This is a genomic window from Streptomyces sp. NPDC001668 (assembly GCF_042893155.1).
In the GTDB taxonomy this organism is placed as follows: domain Bacteria; phylum Actinomycetota; class Actinomycetes; order Streptomycetales; family Streptomycetaceae; genus Streptomyces.
The window spans coordinates 250,759-267,223 of record NZ_JBIAUQ010000004.1; the positions used below are offsets into that span (position 1 = coordinate 250,759).

Below are 16,465 nucleotides of genomic sequence, written 5' to 3' on the forward strand. Positions count from 1 at the left end.
GGCATACACACCCGTTGACGTGAAAGGGGGCTTCGCCTCCGTGGCCCGGCAGATCGAAGTCCGCGGAGGCGGAGCCTCCCCGAGACCCGTCACGCACTCCGCGCACCACACCTCCGTCCTCGACAACGCCGTATGGGCCGCCCTCGACGGCCCGCACGCGTACCTCGCCGAACGCGTCGGCCGGGCCGCCCGCTACCCGGACGACGTCTACGCCTTCGCCGCTGTCGCCGATCCCGCGGATCCGGCCGCCTGGGCCGACCTGCGCACGCTCGTCGGCCCCGGAACGACCGTACGGATCAAGCCCGTCGAGACGGTGCCCGCAGGCTGGGAGGTCGTCGGCGGGGGTGGGGGTACCTCCCATGCCCTTAAGGCTATGGGGGAGGGCGTCCAGCTCGTCGACACCGCGCTGCGTGCCGAACCCGCCCCCGAGGCGGTACGGCTCGGCCCCGACGACGTGCCCGAGATCCTGGACCTGGTCGCTCGCACCAAGCCGGGCCCCTTCCGTGAGCGGACCACGGAACTCGGCACCTACCTGGGCATCCGCGAGCGGGGACGCCTGATCGCCCTGGCCGGTGAGCGGATCCGGCCACCCGGCTGGACGGAGATCAGCGCGGTCTGCACCGACCCGGACCACCGCGGCCGGGGTCTGGCCACCCGGCTGGTCCGCGCGGTCGCCGCCGGTATCCGGGAGCGCGGGGACATCCCGTTCCTGCACGCCGCAGCCGACAACACGCACGCGATCCGGCTCTACGAGTCGATCGGCTTCACCCTGCGCCGCCGCTCACCCGTCCTCTTGGTCCGCAGTCCGGGAACAGCACGCGAGGCCGGGGTGTTGTGACTCACGACGAAATCCGCCGGGCGCCGTCGCGCGCCCAGAAGGAGGAGGTGACGGGCGTGATCAGCACACTCCGCTCCGCCCACCTCCACTCCCGGCCCCACATCGATCTCCAGCGCGTGTCCGCCGCGCTCTGTTGTTCCTGACCCGTCCAGCTGCCCCAGCCGCCGTGTCCGCCCATCCGCGGGCCGGCCTCTCGTACGGACCTCCAGGAAGGCACCCACCCGTGTCCCCATCTTCTTCCTCCTCCTTGCTGCATCTCGCCGTCGCCCTCGACGGCACCGGCTGGCACCCCGCCTCCTGGCGCGAGCAGGTCGCCCGCCCCCGGGACCTGTTCACCGCCGGATACTGGGCCGACCTGGTCGCCGAGGCCGAGCACGGCCTGCTCGACTTCGTCACCATCGAGGACGGACTCGGCCCGCAGTCCAGCCACTTCCTCCACCCGGACGAGCGGACCGACCAGGTCCGGGGCCGGCTCGACGCCGTCCTGATCGCCTCACGCATCGCACCGCTCACCCGCCACATAGGCCTCGTCCCGACCGCCGTGGTCACCCACACCGAGCCCTTCCACGTCTCCAAGGCGATCGCCACCCTCGACTACGTCAGCACCGGCCGCGCGGGCGTCCGCGTCCAGATCACCGCCCGCCCCAACGAGGCCGCGCACTTCGGCCGCCGGACCATCCCCCCGATCGAGGCCTACGACAGCCCCGAGGCCCAGGAACTCGTCACCGACCTCTTCGACGAGGGCGCCGACCACGTGGAGGTCGTGCGCCGGCTCTGGGACAGCTGGGAGGACGACGCCGAGATCCGCGACGCCGCCACCGGCCGCTTCATCGACCGGGACAAGCTGCACTACATCGACTTCGAGGGACGGCACTTCAGCGTCAAGGGCCCCTCCATCACCCCCCGCCCGCCGCAGGGCCAGCCGCTCGTCACCGCCCTCGGTCACCAGACCGTGCCCTACCGGCTGATCGCCCGCCAGGCCGATGTCGGCTACGTCACCCCGCACGACACCGACCAGGCCCGCGCGATCCTCGCCGAGATCCGCGCGGAGCAGGAGGCGGCCGGCCGGTCCGGTGAACTCCTCCATGTCTTCGGCGACTTGGTGGTCTTCCTCGACGACGATCCGGCAGCGGCGGCCGCCCGCCGGGACCGTCTCGACGCGGTCGCGGGCCAGCCGTACCGGAGCGACGCCCGCGTCTTCACCGGCACCCCGGCCCAACTCGCCGACCTGCTCGCCGAGTTCCAGGCGGCAGGGCTCACCGGCTTCCGGCTGCGGCCCGCCGTCCTCGGCCACGATCTGCCCGCCATCACCCGGGGCCTGGTCCCCGAACTCCAGCGCCGGGGCCTCTTCCGCACCGCCTACGAGGCCGACACCCTGCGCGGCCTGCTGGGCCTTGCCCGCCCGGCCAACCGCTACGCCGCCACCGCCTGAGCCAGCCCGGAAGGACCGCACCGACATGACCGGCAAACCTCTGAAGCAGATCCACCTGGCCGCGCACTTCCCCGGCGTCAACAACACCACCGTGTGGAGCGACCCGCAGGCGGGCAGCCACATCGAGTTCAGCTCCTTCGCGCACTTCGCGAAGACCGCCGAACGCGCCAAGTTCGACTTCCTCTTCCTCGCCGAAGGCCTGCGCCTGCGCGAACAGGGCGGGAAGATCTACGACTTGGACGTGGTCGGCCGCCCCGACACCTTCACCGTCCTGGCCGCGCTGGCCGCCGTCACCGAGCACCTCGGGCTGACCGGCACCATCAACTCCACCTTCAACGAGCCGTACGAGGTGGCCCGCCAGTTCGCCAGCCTCGACCACCTCTCGGGCGGGCGCTCCGCCTGGAACGTCGTCACCTCCTGGGACGCCTTCACCGGCGAGAACTTCCGCCGCGGCGGCTTCCTGCCGCAGGAGGAGCGCTACTCCCGCGCCAAGGAGTTCCTCGCCACCACCCACGAACTCTTCGACTCCTGGCAGGGCGACGAGATCCTCGCCGACCAGGCCTCGGGGGTGTTCCTGCGGGACGCGAAGGCAGGCTCCTTCGTCCACACCGGTCGGCACTTCGACATCCACGGCCAGTTCAACGTGCCGCGCTCTCCGCAGGGCCGCCCGGTGATCTTCCAGGCGGGTGACTCCGAGGAGGGCCGCGAGTTCGCCGCCTCCTCAGCCGACGCCATCTTCAGCCGGTACGCCACCCTCGACGAGGGCCGGGCCTTCTACACCGACGTCAAGAACCGCCTCGCCAAGTACGGCCGCCGCCACGACCAGTTGCTGATCCTGCCCGCCGCCTCCTTCGCCCTCGCCGACACCGACGCCGAGGCCGAGGAACTGGCGCGGACCGTCCGACGCCAGCAGGTCAGCGGGGCCACCGCCCTCAAGCACCTGGAGTTCGTCTGGAACCGGGACCTGTCCTCCTACGACCCCGACGGACCGCTCCCCGACATCGACCCGGACGTCAGCGACAACCACATCTCCAAGGGGCGCGCCCAGGTCCGCATGTACCGGGACCCGCTGGCCACGGCCCGCGAGTGGCGCGAACTGGCCGCCGCCAACAACTGGTCCATCCGCGACTTGGTCATCCACACCGGCAACCGGCAGAACTTCATCGGCTCACCGCAGACGATCGCCCGCACCATCAACGAGTACGTCCAGGCCGACGCGAGCGACGGCTTCATCCTCGTTCCGCACATCACCCCCACCGGCCTGGACGCCTTCGCCGACAAGGTCGTACCGCTCCTCCAGGAACAGGGCGTCTTCCGCACCGACTACGAGGGCCCGACCCTGCGCCACCACCTCGGCCTCGCCCACCCCGACGACGTCAAGGACGAAGAGCGGGTGGCCTAGGGCTTGCCGGACCGGGTCACTCGGCCCAGTCCAGCTGATGCTCAGGAGTACCCGTCGACCGTCCGTACGCCACCGCTTCGGCGCGGCCCGCCTCGTCGCCGCGCCGATAGCGGAACACCTTCCCGGCGAACACCACCACGCGTTCGTCGCCGGCCACGAAGTCGGCGTACCAGCCGAGTTCCGGATCCAGGGCGTCGGCCAGCGCGTCCGCGAGCGCCCCGACATCCTCGCCGTCGCTCTCCCACTCGACGAGCGTCCACACCGGCGGCTGCGCGTCGGCGGCCCCGCCGATCTCCACCCTGCTGACGTTCCGCAACCGCAGCCCACGCGGCTCGAACACCGCGCCCGTCCTGAGGCTCTCGCCGATGACATATCCGGTGATCACGCGCTGTCTCCCTGCTGATCGGGGGCTTCACGGATGATGCTACGGCCGTCCGACCGGCCGCCAACTCGCCGCTCGCGCCCTCTCATCTCACGGCACCGCTAAGGGAGTTCGGTGGCCATTGCCTCGATCAACGGCCCCAACGAATCCTCGGGCTCCCGCCCCGCGGTGTCGACCACCAAGCGGTACCGATCCCACGGCTCGTACTCCCGGTCGACGATCTGGCGCCAGGTGGGCAGCGGCAGGTCGGGGATGTCGACCGAGCGTGAGGTGACCCGACGCCGACCGACTCGGCGACGACCGTGAGTCCCTGCCTCAGCTGCTCCTCGGCGAGGGCGTACCCCACGACGTAGCCCACCGGCCCCACGGGATGCCGGGTGAGTCCGGAGCGGACGATCGCCTGCTCGATGGTGTCGACCCGCAGATGAACCGCGCCCGTGCGAGACGCCAGGAGCCTTGCGAGAGTGGTTTTGCCGGTGGCCGGAAGACCACCGATGACGATCAGCATGCGCCCGGTCTCACCCTCACCTCTGCCGCTGAACGCCGCGTGGCCGGCGCTCGTCTCCCTCCCCCGAAGGCGGCGAGCACCGGCCATTCCCCCGGCGCCGGACAGATGGTCCAGCCTCGTCCGTGTGCGGCCCGGCTGTGCTGTCACCAGCACATGACCGCGGTTTCCCCCGACCCCCACGCGGAGTACAGGCGCACCCGGACGAAGTAGCGGCGGCCCTTCACGAGACGGGCCTTGAGCGTGGCGTTGTGCGGAGTGCCGCCGTCGTCGCGGCCGGCGAGGTAGCGGGCTTCTCCGTCCCGTTCCTCGAAGACCACGACGACGGTGTCCCCGTCACCGAAGGTGCCCACGGTGTACTCGCGGGTCTCCGGCGGCTCCACGGTGAAGTCGGCCTGCTCACCCGGACCGAGCCCGAGCGGTACGGACCGGAAGGGCTCCAGCCCCGGCGGCCGGCCCTGCTCGGTCGGCGGGTACCAGCGCAGGGCGTACTCCTTGTCGGCGGCCGACAGGGTGCCGGGCGGGTCGAGCCCCGCGCGGAACTGCTCCGGCTCCAGGATCAGCCCCGCCTCGAAGGGGTACTCCATGATCGACTGCGGGTCCCAGACGGAGCCGTTGGCCTCGTCCGGATCCAGCTTGCGCAGGATGTTGAAGAACGTCCGGTCCCGGCTCCAGAAGTTCGGCGGGCCCGCCAGATCGGCGTACACGGCCTCCTCGTCCCAGTGGATCCCGGCGAACGGACTCTGGTGCTCGTGCAGCATGCCGAGCGCGTGCCCGATCTCGTGCAGGGCCGTCCCGCGCTCCCCGGGCGCGGTCAGGTCCCAGCCGAAGTTCATGGTGCGCTCGTTCAGACCGACCAGGAGCGCGTCCCTGCCCACCGTCGACCAGGAGCCGTCGCCGATCTGGAACCCGATGCGCAGCTCGGCCTCCGAACGGTCGCCGACCTCGGCGAACCGCACCCCGATCCCGAGGTCCTGCCACTCCTGGAAGCACTCGCGCACCACGTCCCGCTGCTCCTCGGCGCCGCCCCACGACACCCGACGGGACTGCCCCGTCCCCGGAACCGGAATGACCGACCCGTCGGTGTCGCCGGCGAAGAAGCAGTAGTGCAGGACCGTGTTGTCGACCCACATCCGGCTGCCGCCGATGAGCGCACCCAGCCGCTCGGCGGCCAGCCCCGGCGCGAACGCCGGAGCCGACTGCTGCGCCAGGGAGCAGTAGCGTGCGGTCATGGGGTTCAGCGTGCCGTCGGGCCACCCGGGGGCGCCTGAGTCGGGGGCTACTCAAGTCCCCCTGTATCAGGACTGAGTAGCGGTGCTCTTGCTTCCGTGATGACTTTCGAACGGGACGCGAAGACCCTGGAGCTGCCCTGGCCGTTCACCGGGCGCCAGGACGAACTCGAGCTGATCCGCAGGTCGGTCGCCGGGGGACGGCACGGCATCGCGGTGACCGGTCCCGCGGGCCGGGGCAAGAGCCGGCTCGTCACCGAGGCCGTGCGCGGCACCGACTGCGCCAGGGTCGCGGGCACCCCCGGGACCAGCGGACTCCCGTTCGCCGCCTTCGCCCACCTGCTGCCCGAGACGGAGTCCCTGCACCGCGCGGTCCAACTCCTCGCAGGCGTACGGCTGCTGCTCGTCGACGACGCCCATCTGCTGGACGACGCCTCGGCGGCCCTGATCCACCAGCTCGCGGTGCACGGCCGCACCCGACTCCTGGTGGTCGCCACCGACGGCGCACCGGCACCGGACGCGATCTCCCGTCTGTGGACCGGGGAACTCCTGCCTCGGCTCGCCCTGGAACCGCTGCCCCGTGAGGAGACCGCGCACCTGCTCGCGGCCGGCGCCGGCGGCCCCGACGCCCTCACCGTCAACCGGCTGTACCGCCTCTGCCAGGGCGATCTGCGCCTGCTGCGCGAGCTGGTGGACGCGGTGCGCGAGCGGGGGCTGGTGCACCGGGTCCCGGACTCGGCCGAGTGGGAATGGCGCGGGCCGGTGCCGATCACGGCGGGCGTGCGCGAACGCACGGCGCACCTCCTCGACCGCACCGGTCCCGGCGAGCGGGAGACCCTGAACCGCCTGGCCTTCGGCGAGCCGCTCCCGACGGACACCGGCACGCTCGACCTCGACGCCCTCGAACACCTGGAGGCCGAGGGCCTGGTCCACGTCGACGAACAAGGCGCCGCCCGCCTCGCCCACCCCCTCCACGGCCCGGTGCTGCGAGCGGCCGCCGGACGCCTCAGGGCCCGACGCCTGGCCCGCACCCCGGGCAGCTGCGCGGCCGCCCTGGACGCCGAGACGGCCGCCCTGACCCGGGCGATCGCCGCGACGGACGTACGGGCCCTCCCGGCCCCGGTGGGGGAGTGGCTCGTGGCCGAGGGCGCCGGCATCCCGCCCCGCCACGCAGCCGTCCGAGCCCGGTTCGCCCGGCTGCGGGGGGAGCTGCGAGAGGCCGCGGCCTGGGCACGGGAAGGCCTGCGGACCGCTGCCGACGACCCGGCCTGCCGCCTCGAACTCACCCTGGCCGCGGCGCAGTCGGGGCACCCGGAGCCCACGGCACGCCCGAACGGCCCCGCCGCCACCTGGTCGGCCGCCGCCCGCGGTGATCTCGACACGGCCGTCGACACGGTCGGGGAGGAGCCGTACGACGCCGTCCGCCTCGGCACGCCCGAGCGGGCCGCCGGCCGTCTGACCGGTGTCTTCGCCGCCCACGCCGACGCGCTCGCCCGGGGTGACGGTCCCGCCCTGGACCGCGCGGCGCACGCGCTGGAGGAGCGCGGTTTCCTGCTCTTCGCGGCCGAGGCGTACGCCCAGGCCGTACGGGCGCACCGCGACCCGAGCGCGGCCCGTACCGCACGCACCCGGGCCGTCGCCCTGGCCCGCCGCTGTCAGGGCGCCCGCACCCCGGCCCTGTCAGGGCTTGTCCTCGGCGAACTCACGGCCCGCCAGCGGCAGGTCGTCACCCTCGCGGCCACCGGCCTGAGCAACCGCCAGATCGCGGAGAGGCTCACCCTGTCCATCCGTACGGTCGGAAACCACCTCTACAGCGCGTACGCCCGCCTCGGCGCGAGCGACCGCGACGCGCTGCCGTGCCTGGTGGAGCTGCCCGAGGCCCAGCCGGCCTGAGCCGGACACCGGACCGGGGCGGTCTGACCCCCAGTATTCGGGGGAGGGGTCAGGCCGCTCCACACCTCACCCGCACCACCGGGAGGCACCTCTCACGCCGCCCCGAACGCCGAGAACGCCCACCCCGTCGCCTGATGCACCGAGTCCCCCGGCAGCGAACCCCGCGCGTCCCGCAGCGCCTCCGCCATCGACGCCCCCGCACTGAGCCCCTTGTGCAGCGCGAGCATCAACGGCACCACGGCCTCGTCGTTGACGGGCGCACTGCATGCCACCACCCCCGCGGTGCCGAGGGGCAGCAGCGCGGTGACCAGGCCGAGCAGTTCGTCCGCGCCGACCGAGGCGAACCTCGCCGTGTCGCAGCAGGACAGGATGATCCGGTACGGGCTGCGGTCCAGGCGCTCGAAGTCATGGACGATCAGCGGCCCGTCGGCCATCCGCAACGACGAGAACAGCGGGCTGTCCGCACGGAAGGTGCCGTGCGCGGCGATGTGCGCCAGCGCCGCCCCGTCCAGTTCCTCCAACACCCGCTCCACGCGCGCCTCGTCGTGCTCCAGGACGGTCGCGGAGCCATGGCGTCCGGCCAGTTCGGGCACCTCGGCGCCCCCGGTCGCGAGGCCGGGCCCGCGGACGAGCACCTGACGGCCCCCCGGCGGTGGCGCCGTCTCCCGCGCGCGCAGCCAGCTGCTCGCCGACGGCGACACGCTGAACACCCGCTCCCGCAGCGAGGGCAGCAACGCCCACGGCACCCGGTGCAGCCGCCCCGGCGGCACCACCACGAGCGGTCCGGAGCCGAGCTGCGCAGCGGCCGGACCGAGCAGCAGCTCCTCCAGCCGCCGCCCGGCCGCCGCCACCACCGGAAGCCGGGCCTCCGCCCCCGGGTGGGCCAGTCGCCGGAGACCCGCCTGGACATGCTCGGCCTCGCGCTCGGCGTCGGCCAGCAGCCCGCCCTCGAACCGCCGCACCCGCCCCTGCGCGCACAGCAGCACCTGGACCCGCCCGTCGAGCACGGCGAGTTCGACCAGCCGTACCTCGTCACCGAGCCGTTCGAGCAGCCGCGCCGGGTCGAACCGGTAGCCGTCACCGGGAGCGTCGCCGCGCATGTGGAGGGTCCGGGAGCGGATCTCCCGTTCCAGGCGCCGCTGTTCACGCTCCAGCGTGGGCACCGGACGGCCCTCCCTCTGTGCCGCCTCCGCGCGGGCCGCTATCTCCCTGAAGGCGGTGAGGTCGCTGAGCAGCGCGGGGTCGGCCGGCGGGCGGGTCGGCGGCGCGGACAGCACGGTGGCCCGCCAGCGCTCGCTCCACACCAGCAGCCGCCGCGGCCCGCCCGAGGCGAGCGAGGCCCGCGCGGCGAGACCGGCGAGTTCGGCGCCCTGCGCGGTGGCCCGGGCCCGCAGTTCCGAGGCGCCGAGGGTCGTACGGTGCTCGTCGAGCACGTCCAGACCACGACGGCAGGCTTCCAGCACGCCTCGGTCGGACCCCATCGCCCGCGCCCACAGCGCCCGCGCCGCCCATCCCGTCATCCGCGCCAGCGGCGGCCCGCTGTGCCGGCTGCGGGCGGACACCTCCAGATGCCGCCGGGCGTCCTCCCGCCACCCCAGGCCGAGCGCGATCCGGCCCGCCAGCAGCGAGGCCTCCGGGGCGGCCGGGGCGCCGAAGGAGGCCAGCCGGTCGGCGACCGCGGCCGCGTCCGCGACCAGCCGCCCCGAGCCGCGCCCGGCGGCGACCCGCGCCTCGATCAGCACCAGCCGGGCATGCGTCTCCCACCAGGTGCGCCGCTGCCCCGCGAACAGCCGTACGGCCATGTCGGCGCGCGCGATCGCGGTGTGCGCGTCCCCCTCCAGCCGGGCCGCCCGCGCGGCGGCGAGCAGCAGTTCCGCCTTGAGGGTGGACTGTCCGCCGAGCCCGTCGAGCACCTTGATCGCCGCGTCCGCCTCCGCGAGCGCCTCCCGGGCCAGCCCCGCGGCCATCAGTACCTCGCAGCGCCGGATCGTGAGCATGTACGTCGGCGTGCCGAGCTTGGCGTACCGCTCCTGTGCCTCGTCGAGCAGCCGCAGCGCGGCGGGAACGTCCCCCGACCGGTAGGCGGCCAGCCCCCGGCTCTCCACCGCGTCGGCCTTGTCGTGCTCCTGGCCCGTGGTGTCCCACAGCGCCTCCGCCGCCGTGAAGTCGGCGTCCGCCCGCTCCACCGCCCCGAGCGCCAGATGCACGGTGGCCCGCAGGGTCAGCGCCCGCGCGGTCCAGATCACGTCGTCCGCCTGCCGCAGCACCGGAACCGCCCGCCGTACGTCCTCCAGCGCCGCCCGGTGGCGCCCCAGCACCCACGAGGCGTACGCCCGCCGGAACAGGACCTGCGCCCTGGTGTGCCCGCTGCTGACCGCGACGCCCCGCTCCAGCGACTCCAGTCCCTGCCGGGTGCGCCCCGCGTGCACCAGGGCCACCCCGAGCGCGGCCAACGCGTCCGCCTCCCGGTCGGCCGACTCCGAGCGCGCGCCGAGATCGCGGGCCCGGCGCAGATGGTCCAGGGCGATCCGCATGTCGCCCCAGTCCCGCTGCCAGATGCCGATGACCTGGTGGGCGACGGAGGCGTGCAGTGGTGAGGGATCCGCGCCGAGTACTTCCTCTGCCCTCGCCAGCGCCTGGTTGGGGGCGGCGAACACCATCGGCAGCAGTTCGAGAACCTGGTCGCTTCCCGCTGTCACTCAAAGGATGGTAGTGGCCCGGGTGGCAGGCCACACCGGTTTGACGCTGTATCAATCAACGGTCCCGCGGCTCTGACTGACGACCGCCGGCCCAGTGGGAGGACACGCCATGGCACCTCAGCGATTCCACGAGCAGTTCGACCAGATCCAGCGCTCCATGCCCGATGTCCCGCTGGCCCTGGGACCGGACGACGCCTCGGAGTTCATCTACGAGAAGGGTGTGGTCCTCGCCCGCGACGGCCGCGACGCGGCGCTCGTCGAGGAGACCGTCCGCACCCACTTCACCGAGGCGACCGGTCTGACCGGCGACTACGTACAGCGGGACAGCCCCGAGACCAACCGCTCGGGCATCACCCGGATCAGGGTCGGCGACCCGGGCCACGGCGACCACCGCGGCGACCGTGCGGTCACCCACGCCCTGCGCGCCATGAGCGAACGCGAGGGACGCGCAGGACACCGCCTGGTCAGCCGCAACCACGTGGTGTCGATCGCGGTCAACTCCTGCCCCGGCGACGAGCCCGTACCCGCCTCGCTCAGCCAGGGCACCAACCCAGCCCCCGCAGAGGCGGGTTACGACGCCGACACCGCCGTCGGCGTCCTCGTCGTCGACAACGGCCTCACCCACGACCACGCGCTCGTCCCGCTGCTCGCCCACGTCGAGGGCGACCTGCACGGCACCGAGACCGACGGGTCCGGCAACCTCCTCCAGTACGTCGGCCACGGCACGTTCATCGCGGGCGTCCTCGCGGCCGTCGCGCCCAACACCGACATCACCGTGCGCAGCACCCTCAACGACGCGGGCGCCATCCTGGAGTCCGAGCTCGGCGACAAACTCTTCGAGGCCGTCGCCGACGGCTGGCCCGACATCATCAGCCTCTCCGCGGGCACCTCCAACGGCCGCACCGACGGACTGCTCGGCATGGACGCGTTCATGGAGGAACTGCGCGCCCACGACACCCTGTTGGTCGCCGCGGCCGGCAACAACGCCAGCGCCACCCCCTTCTGGCCCGCCGCCTACGCCGACCTGCCCGACCACCGGGACTCCGTCCTGTCGGTCGGCGCGCTGCGCGGCGACGGCGAGTTCGGCGCCTGCTTCAGCAACCACGGCTCCTGGGTGAAGGTGTACGCCCCCGGAGAGCGCCTCACCAGCACCCTCACCGGCTTCGACGCGCCGGTGCCCTACCTCTACCAGCACTCCACGTACGAGGCCTGCCGGTACGGCTTCACCTACGTGTGCACCTGCCAGTCCCCGTCCCACGTCGGCGTGTTGAGCGAGGCCGGCACCATCGCCAAGCCGGACCAGGTGATGTTCGAGGGATACGCGCACTGGAGCGGCACCTCCTTCGCCACCCCGGTCGTCGCCGGTCTGGTCGCCGCCCACATGACCGCGGACAAGGAGACCGACCCGCGTGCCGCCCGCCGGCAACTGCTCGCCGGGAACACCCGGTTCGCCGAAGTGCGCGGGGCGCACGTACCGGCGCTGAAGCCGGCCGGCTGGCGCCCGGTGCCGGTCGTGCAGCGCCCGGTCGGCACATGAGGGCCGGAACGGTCCCCTCCACGGCGTACGATGACTTGCCGTACACGAGGGGTGGGACCGTGGACCGAGCAGATGTCGGTGTGCTGGTCCAGTCCGCCGTCGACGGTGACGCGGCGGCCTGGAAAGCGCTCGTGGAAGGGCTGAGCCCACTGGTATGGGCGGTGGTGCGCGCGCACCGGCTCTCCGACGCCGACGCGCACGAGGTGTACCAGACCGTGTGGTTCCGCTTCGCCCAGCACCTCGGGCGGATCCGCGAACCCGACAAGGCCAAGTCCTGGCTGGCGAGCACCGCGCGCCACGAGTGCCTGAAGGTGCTCAAGAGCCTGAGGCGGCTGACCGTCACGGACGATCCGCAGCTCCTGGACCGGATCAGCGAGGACCGTACGCCCGAGCAGTCGTTCATCGACTCGGAGGAGGCCGCGGCCCAGAGCGAGCGCGTGCGGTACCTGTGGCAGGAGTTCGAGGAACTCGGCGACCGCTGCCGGCAGTTGCTGCGCATACTGATGGCCTCGCCGAAGCCGGGCTACCAGGAGGTGTCCGCCGCCCTCGGGATCGCGGTGGGCAGTATCGGACCACTGCGCCAGCGCTGCCTGAGGCGGCTGCGGGCACGGCTCGAAGCACGGGGTGCGGTATGAGCGACATGAACGACGACCTCGGCGACGACCTCCTCGACTTCGGCGAAGAGGCGCTGCCCGACGAGGAGTTCGCCCTGGAACTGCTGGAGGAGGAGCTCCGGCGGGCCACGGCCATCCTGGACCCGGTACCGCCCGCCCTGCGGCAGACCGCCGTCGAGGCGTTCGCGCTGCACGACCTGGACAGCCGGATCGCCGAGCTGACCTTCGACTCGGTGGTGGACGCCCTCCCGGTCAGGGGAGCGACGGGGGCGCCGCGGATGCTGACCTTCCACGCGGGCGAGGTGACGGTCGACGTCGAACTCACCCCGCAGGGCCTCATGGGACAGGTGCTGCCACCCCAGACGGCCCGGATCGAGGTGCTCAGCGGTCCGCAGGCGGGCTCGCCGCTCACGACCGACGACATGGGCCGCTTCACCTACGAGGCGTCCCCGGCCGGCCCGTTCGCGCTACGGCTGCGGACCGGCGAAGGGGTGATCGTCACCGACTGGCTGACGGTTTGAACCGCGCGGTCACCGCGTCGGAACCGCGAGGCGGGTGGTGGTCTACCCGACCAGGGCGTCCACCAGAGCGGCGAGTGCCCGCGCCAGCTTGCGGATCCCCGGCCCGGCGGGACCGCCCGGCTCCGTCATGTACGTGTCCCGCCGGATCTCCACCATCAGGGCGCTCACCCGGGGATCGCGGCCGTAGAACTCCAGCGGCACGTACGTCCCACTGAACGGACTGTCCAGCCCGACCTCCCCGAACGCCTCCCGCGCCGCGGCGAGCAGTTCGGGTGGCGTGTGGAAGGAATCGGTACCGAGACAGACCGGCGGCCGCGCCCCCGCGCCGTGCAACTCGTAGGGCAGCGGTGCGCTGGGATAGGAGTGCACGTCGATGACGACGACCCGCCCGACGGCGTCCAGCCGCTCGGCGACGGCCTCGGTCATCGCCCGGGCGTACGGCCGGAAGTAGCGTGCGATGAGCGGCTCGGGGTCGGTGTCCGCGGGCCGCAGCTCCTCCCGCCCCGTGGTCTTCGTGTAGACGGCCCCCATCCCGACGGCGAGCATCTCCTCCCGCTCGTCCGGGAACCGCTCGGGATCGACGACCAGCCGCGAGAGCCGGTTCACGAACCGCCACGGTGCCGTTCGGGCCAGCCGGGCCGCCTCCTCGGCGAGCTCCGCGGTGTGCGCGTCCACGAGGTGATCGAGCTCCCGCTCCAGCGCGGAATCGTCCAGCACGATCCCGGCTCGTACGTCGTCCGGTATCTCCCGGGAGGAGTGCGGCACATGGAGGATCACGGGTGATTCCCCGGCGCCGGGCAGGAGGTCGAACGAGGGCATACGGCTGCTCCCGGGGCGTTGTCAGTGGCGTGGTGCACCATCTCAGCATGAACATCAGCAACCGGCGGGTGAGCTCCCGGTGAGCCGTCCCGGTCCCGGCGGCCTCAGGGGGCCCGGACACCCTCCGGACACGACACCGCCCCGGCCGGGCAGAAGCCGACCGGGGCGGGATGACGAAGCGGGTCTGCGTCAGCTCAGGGACGCCAGAAGCTCGTTCCAGGTCGTCGACGGGCGCATGACCTTCGCGGCCTTGGCCGGGTCGGGCTGGTAGTAGCCGCCGATGTCGGCCGGCTTGCCCTGGACGGCGTTCAGCTCGCCGACGATCTTCTGCTCGTTCGCGGCGAGCGTCTCGGCGAGCGGGGCGAAGGCCTTGGCCAGGTCCGCGTCGTCGGTCTGCGCGGCCAGCTCCTGGGCCCAGTACAGGGACAGGTAGAAGTGGCTGCCGCGGTTGTCGATGCCGCCGACGCGACGGGTGGGGGACTTGTCCTCGTTGAGGAAGGTCGCCGTGGCGCGGTCCAGGGTGTCGGCCAGGACCTTCGCGCGGGAGTTGCCCGTGAAGTCGGCGTACTGCTCCAGGGAGGGGACCAGCGCGAAGAACTCACCGAGGGAGTCCCAGCGCAGGTAGTCCTCCTTGACCAGCTGCTGGACGTGCTTCGGCGCGGAACCGCCGGCGCCCGTCTCGAACAGACCGCCGCCCGCCATCAGCGGGACCACCGACAGCATCTTGGCGCTGGTGCCCAGCTCCAGGATCGGGAAGAGGTCGGTGAGGTAGTCACGCAGGACGTTGCCGGTCACCGAGATGGTGTCCTCGCCGCGCCGGATGCGCTCCACCGACAGCTTGGTCGCCTCGACCGGGTTGAGGATCCGGATGTCCAGGCCCTCGGTGTCGTGCTCCAGCAGGTACGCGTTGACCTTGGCGATCAGGTTGGCGTCGTGCGCGCGGGTCTCGTCCAGCCAGAACACGGCCGGGTTCCCGGTGGCGCGGGCGCGGGTGACGGCCAGCTTCACCCAGTCGCGGATCGGGGCGTCCTTGGTCTGGCAGGCGCGGAAGATGTCGCCGGCGGAGACCGTCTGCTCGATGACGGCGTTGCCGTTCTGGTCGACGAGGCGGACCGTGCCGGTGGTCTGGATCTCGAAGGTCTTGTCGTGGGAGCCGTACTCCTCAGCCTTCTGCGCCATCAGGCCGACGTTCGGCACCGAGCCCATGGTCGAGGGGTCGTAGGCGCCGTTGGCACGGCAGTCCTCGATCACGGCCTGGTAGACACCGGCGTACGACGAGTCCGGCAGGACCGCGAGGGTGTCGGCCTCCTGGCCGTCCGGGCCCCACATGTGACCCGAGGTGCGGATCATGGCCGGCATCGAGGCGTCCACGATCACGTCGGACGGCACGTGCAGGTTGGTGATGCCCTTGTCGGAGTCGACCATCGCGAGGGCCGGGCCCTCGGCGAGCTCGGCGTCGAAGGACGCCTTGATCTCGGCGCCCTCGGGCAGGGACTCCAGGCCCTTGTAGATGCCGCCCAGACCGTCGTTCGGGGTCAGGCCGGCCGCGGCGAGCGTGGGGCCGTACTGCGCGAAGGTCTTCGGGAAGAACGCGCGCACCACGTGACCGAAGATGATCGGGTCCGAGACCTTCATCATCGTGGCCTTGAGGTGCACGGAGAACAGCACGTCCTCCGCCTTGGCGCGGGCGATCTGCGCGGTGAGGAACTCCCGCAGCGGGGCCACGTGCAGCACCGACGCGTCGACGACCTCGCCCTCGAGGACCGGTACGGACTCGCGCAGCACGGTGGTGGAGCCGTCGTCGCCGACCAGTTCGATCCGCAGCGAGCCGGCCTCGGAGATCACGACGGACTTCTCGGTGGAGCGGAAGTCGTCCACGCCCATGGTCGCCACGTTGGTCTTCGAGTCCGAGGACCAGGCGCCCATGCGGTGCGGGTGGTTCTTGGCGTAGTTCTTGACCGAGGCGGGGGCGCGGCGGTCGGAGTTGCCCTCACGCAGGACCGGGTTCACGGCGGAGCCCTTGACCTTGTCGTAGCGGGCCTGGATGTCCCGCTCCTCGTCGGTCTTCGGGTCGTCCGGGTAGTCCGGCAGCGCGTAACCCTGGGCCTGCAGCTCGGCGACGGCGGCCTTGAGCTGCGGGATCGACGCCGAGATGTTCGGCAGCTTGATGATGTTGGCCTCGGGCGTCTTCGCCAGCTCGCCCAGCTCGTGCAGGGCGTCCGGGATCCGCTGGTCCTCGGTCAGGTACTCCGGGAACACGGCGATGATCCGCCCGGCCAGCGAGATGTCCCGCGTCTCCACGGAGACACCCGCCTGCGAGGCGTACGCCTGGACCACCGGCAGGAAGGAATACGTCGCCAGGGCCGGGGCCTCGTCAGTGTGCGTATAGATGATGGTCGAGTCAGTCACCGGGTGCTCCGCTCCACGTCTGCAACATTGCTCGACATCAAGATATCTCGTGATCGAGCCGGGCTCGACAGCGGTCCTCGACTGCTTCCGAAGATCCCGCGCATCCCCCGAGGCAACCGAACCCTCCGATCTTGTGGTCATGCACGTTGATCGCAGTCATCCGACGGCCGGAGCCGACCGACCGG

The 16,465-nt window shown here is 72.3% G+C and carries 13 protein-coding genes and 1 pseudogene; 8 read left to right on the plus strand and 6 right to left on the minus strand.

The features are described 5' to 3' along the window. Positions 1-40 precede the first annotated feature (40 nt). From ACFYZ8_RS14525 to ACFYZ8_RS14540, 4 genes are all read left to right on the plus strand, one after another. Entirely contained in the window at positions 41-838 is a 798-nt protein-coding gene (locus tag ACFYZ8_RS14525) for a GNAT family N-acetyltransferase (RefSeq protein ID WP_388532588.1), read from the plus strand. Positions 839-894: 56 nt separating this feature from the next. Further along, positions 895-981, plus strand: a complete 87-nt coding sequence (locus tag ACFYZ8_RS14530) for a putative leader peptide (RefSeq protein WP_342364948.1) — start codon at positions 895-897, stop codon at positions 979-981. A gap of 80 nt (positions 982-1,061) precedes the next feature. Next, a complete protein-coding gene (locus ACFYZ8_RS14535) occupies positions 1,062-2,270 on the plus strand; it encodes an LLM class flavin-dependent oxidoreductase (RefSeq protein WP_388532589.1) in 1,209 nt (402 codons plus the stop codon). 25 nt (positions 2,271-2,295) lie between these two features. Beyond that, positions 2,296-3,672, plus strand: a complete 1,377-nt coding sequence (locus ACFYZ8_RS14540) for an NtaA/DmoA family FMN-dependent monooxygenase (RefSeq protein ID WP_359031096.1) — start codon at positions 2,296-2,298, stop codon at positions 3,670-3,672. A gap of 16 nt (positions 3,673-3,688) precedes the next feature. Here the strand turns inward: ACFYZ8_RS14540 and ACFYZ8_RS14545 are convergent, their stop codons facing one another. The 3 genes and pseudogenes from ACFYZ8_RS14545 to ACFYZ8_RS14555 form a co-directional block, all read right to left on the minus strand. Then, positions 3,689-4,057 (minus strand): hypothetical protein, encoded by a 369-nt coding sequence (locus tag ACFYZ8_RS14545; RefSeq protein WP_388532591.1) that lies wholly within the window; start codon positions 4,055-4,057, stop codon positions 3,689-3,691. 98 nt (positions 4,058-4,155) lie between these two features. Next, positions 4,156-4,562 (minus strand): annotated as a pseudogene (locus tag ACFYZ8_RS14550) (AAA family ATPase). A 143-nt stretch (positions 4,563-4,705) separates the two neighbouring features. Continuing rightward, a complete protein-coding gene (locus ACFYZ8_RS14555; RefSeq protein ID WP_388532593.1) occupies positions 4,706-5,791 on the minus strand; it encodes a M12 family metallopeptidase in 1,086 nt (361 codons plus the stop codon). A 99-nt stretch (positions 5,792-5,890) separates the two neighbouring features. Here ACFYZ8_RS14555 and ACFYZ8_RS14560 point away from each other — a divergent pair, with 99 nt between their 5' ends. Next, positions 5,891-7,681, plus strand: a complete 1,791-nt coding sequence (locus ACFYZ8_RS14560) for a LuxR C-terminal-related transcriptional regulator (protein WP_388532595.1) — start codon at positions 5,891-5,893, stop codon at positions 7,679-7,681. A gap of 92 nt (positions 7,682-7,773) precedes the next feature. Here the strand turns inward: ACFYZ8_RS14560 and ACFYZ8_RS14565 are convergent, their stop codons facing one another. Further along, on the minus strand, positions 7,774-10,341 hold the full coding sequence (locus ACFYZ8_RS14565) for a CHAT domain-containing protein (RefSeq protein ID WP_388533737.1): 2,568 nt from the start codon (positions 10,339-10,341) through the stop codon (positions 7,774-7,776). A gap of 148 nt (positions 10,342-10,489) precedes the next feature. Between ACFYZ8_RS14565 and ACFYZ8_RS14570 the strand changes: the two genes are divergently transcribed. Genes ACFYZ8_RS14570 through ACFYZ8_RS14580 form a run of 3 tightly spaced genes read left to right on the plus strand, consistent with a single transcriptional unit; the run spans position 10,490 to position 13,052 of the window. Then, a complete protein-coding gene (locus ACFYZ8_RS14570; RefSeq protein WP_388532597.1) occupies positions 10,490-11,917 on the plus strand; it encodes a S8/S53 family peptidase in 1,428 nt (475 codons plus the stop codon). A 59-nt stretch (positions 11,918-11,976) separates the two neighbouring features. Beyond that, a complete protein-coding gene (locus ACFYZ8_RS14575) occupies positions 11,977-12,552 on the plus strand; it encodes a sigma-70 family RNA polymerase sigma factor (protein ID WP_359031101.1) in 576 nt (191 codons plus the stop codon). Positions 12,553-12,557: 5 nt separating this feature from the next. Further along, a complete protein-coding gene (locus ACFYZ8_RS14580; RefSeq protein ID WP_388533739.1) occupies positions 12,558-13,052 on the plus strand; it encodes a hypothetical protein in 495 nt (164 codons plus the stop codon). A 42-nt stretch (positions 13,053-13,094) separates the two neighbouring features. Here ACFYZ8_RS14580 and ACFYZ8_RS14585 read toward each other — a convergent pair whose 3' ends face one another. Then, a complete protein-coding gene (locus ACFYZ8_RS14585) occupies positions 13,095-13,871 on the minus strand; it encodes an N-formylglutamate amidohydrolase (RefSeq protein WP_359031102.1) in 777 nt (258 codons plus the stop codon). Positions 13,872-14,060: 189 nt separating this feature from the next. Then, positions 14,061-16,280, minus strand: coding sequence for an NADP-dependent isocitrate dehydrogenase (locus tag ACFYZ8_RS14590; protein ID WP_388532599.1), 2,220 nt, complete (start codon positions 16,278-16,280; stop codon positions 14,061-14,063). Between the last annotated feature and the right edge of the window lie 185 nt (positions 16,281-16,465).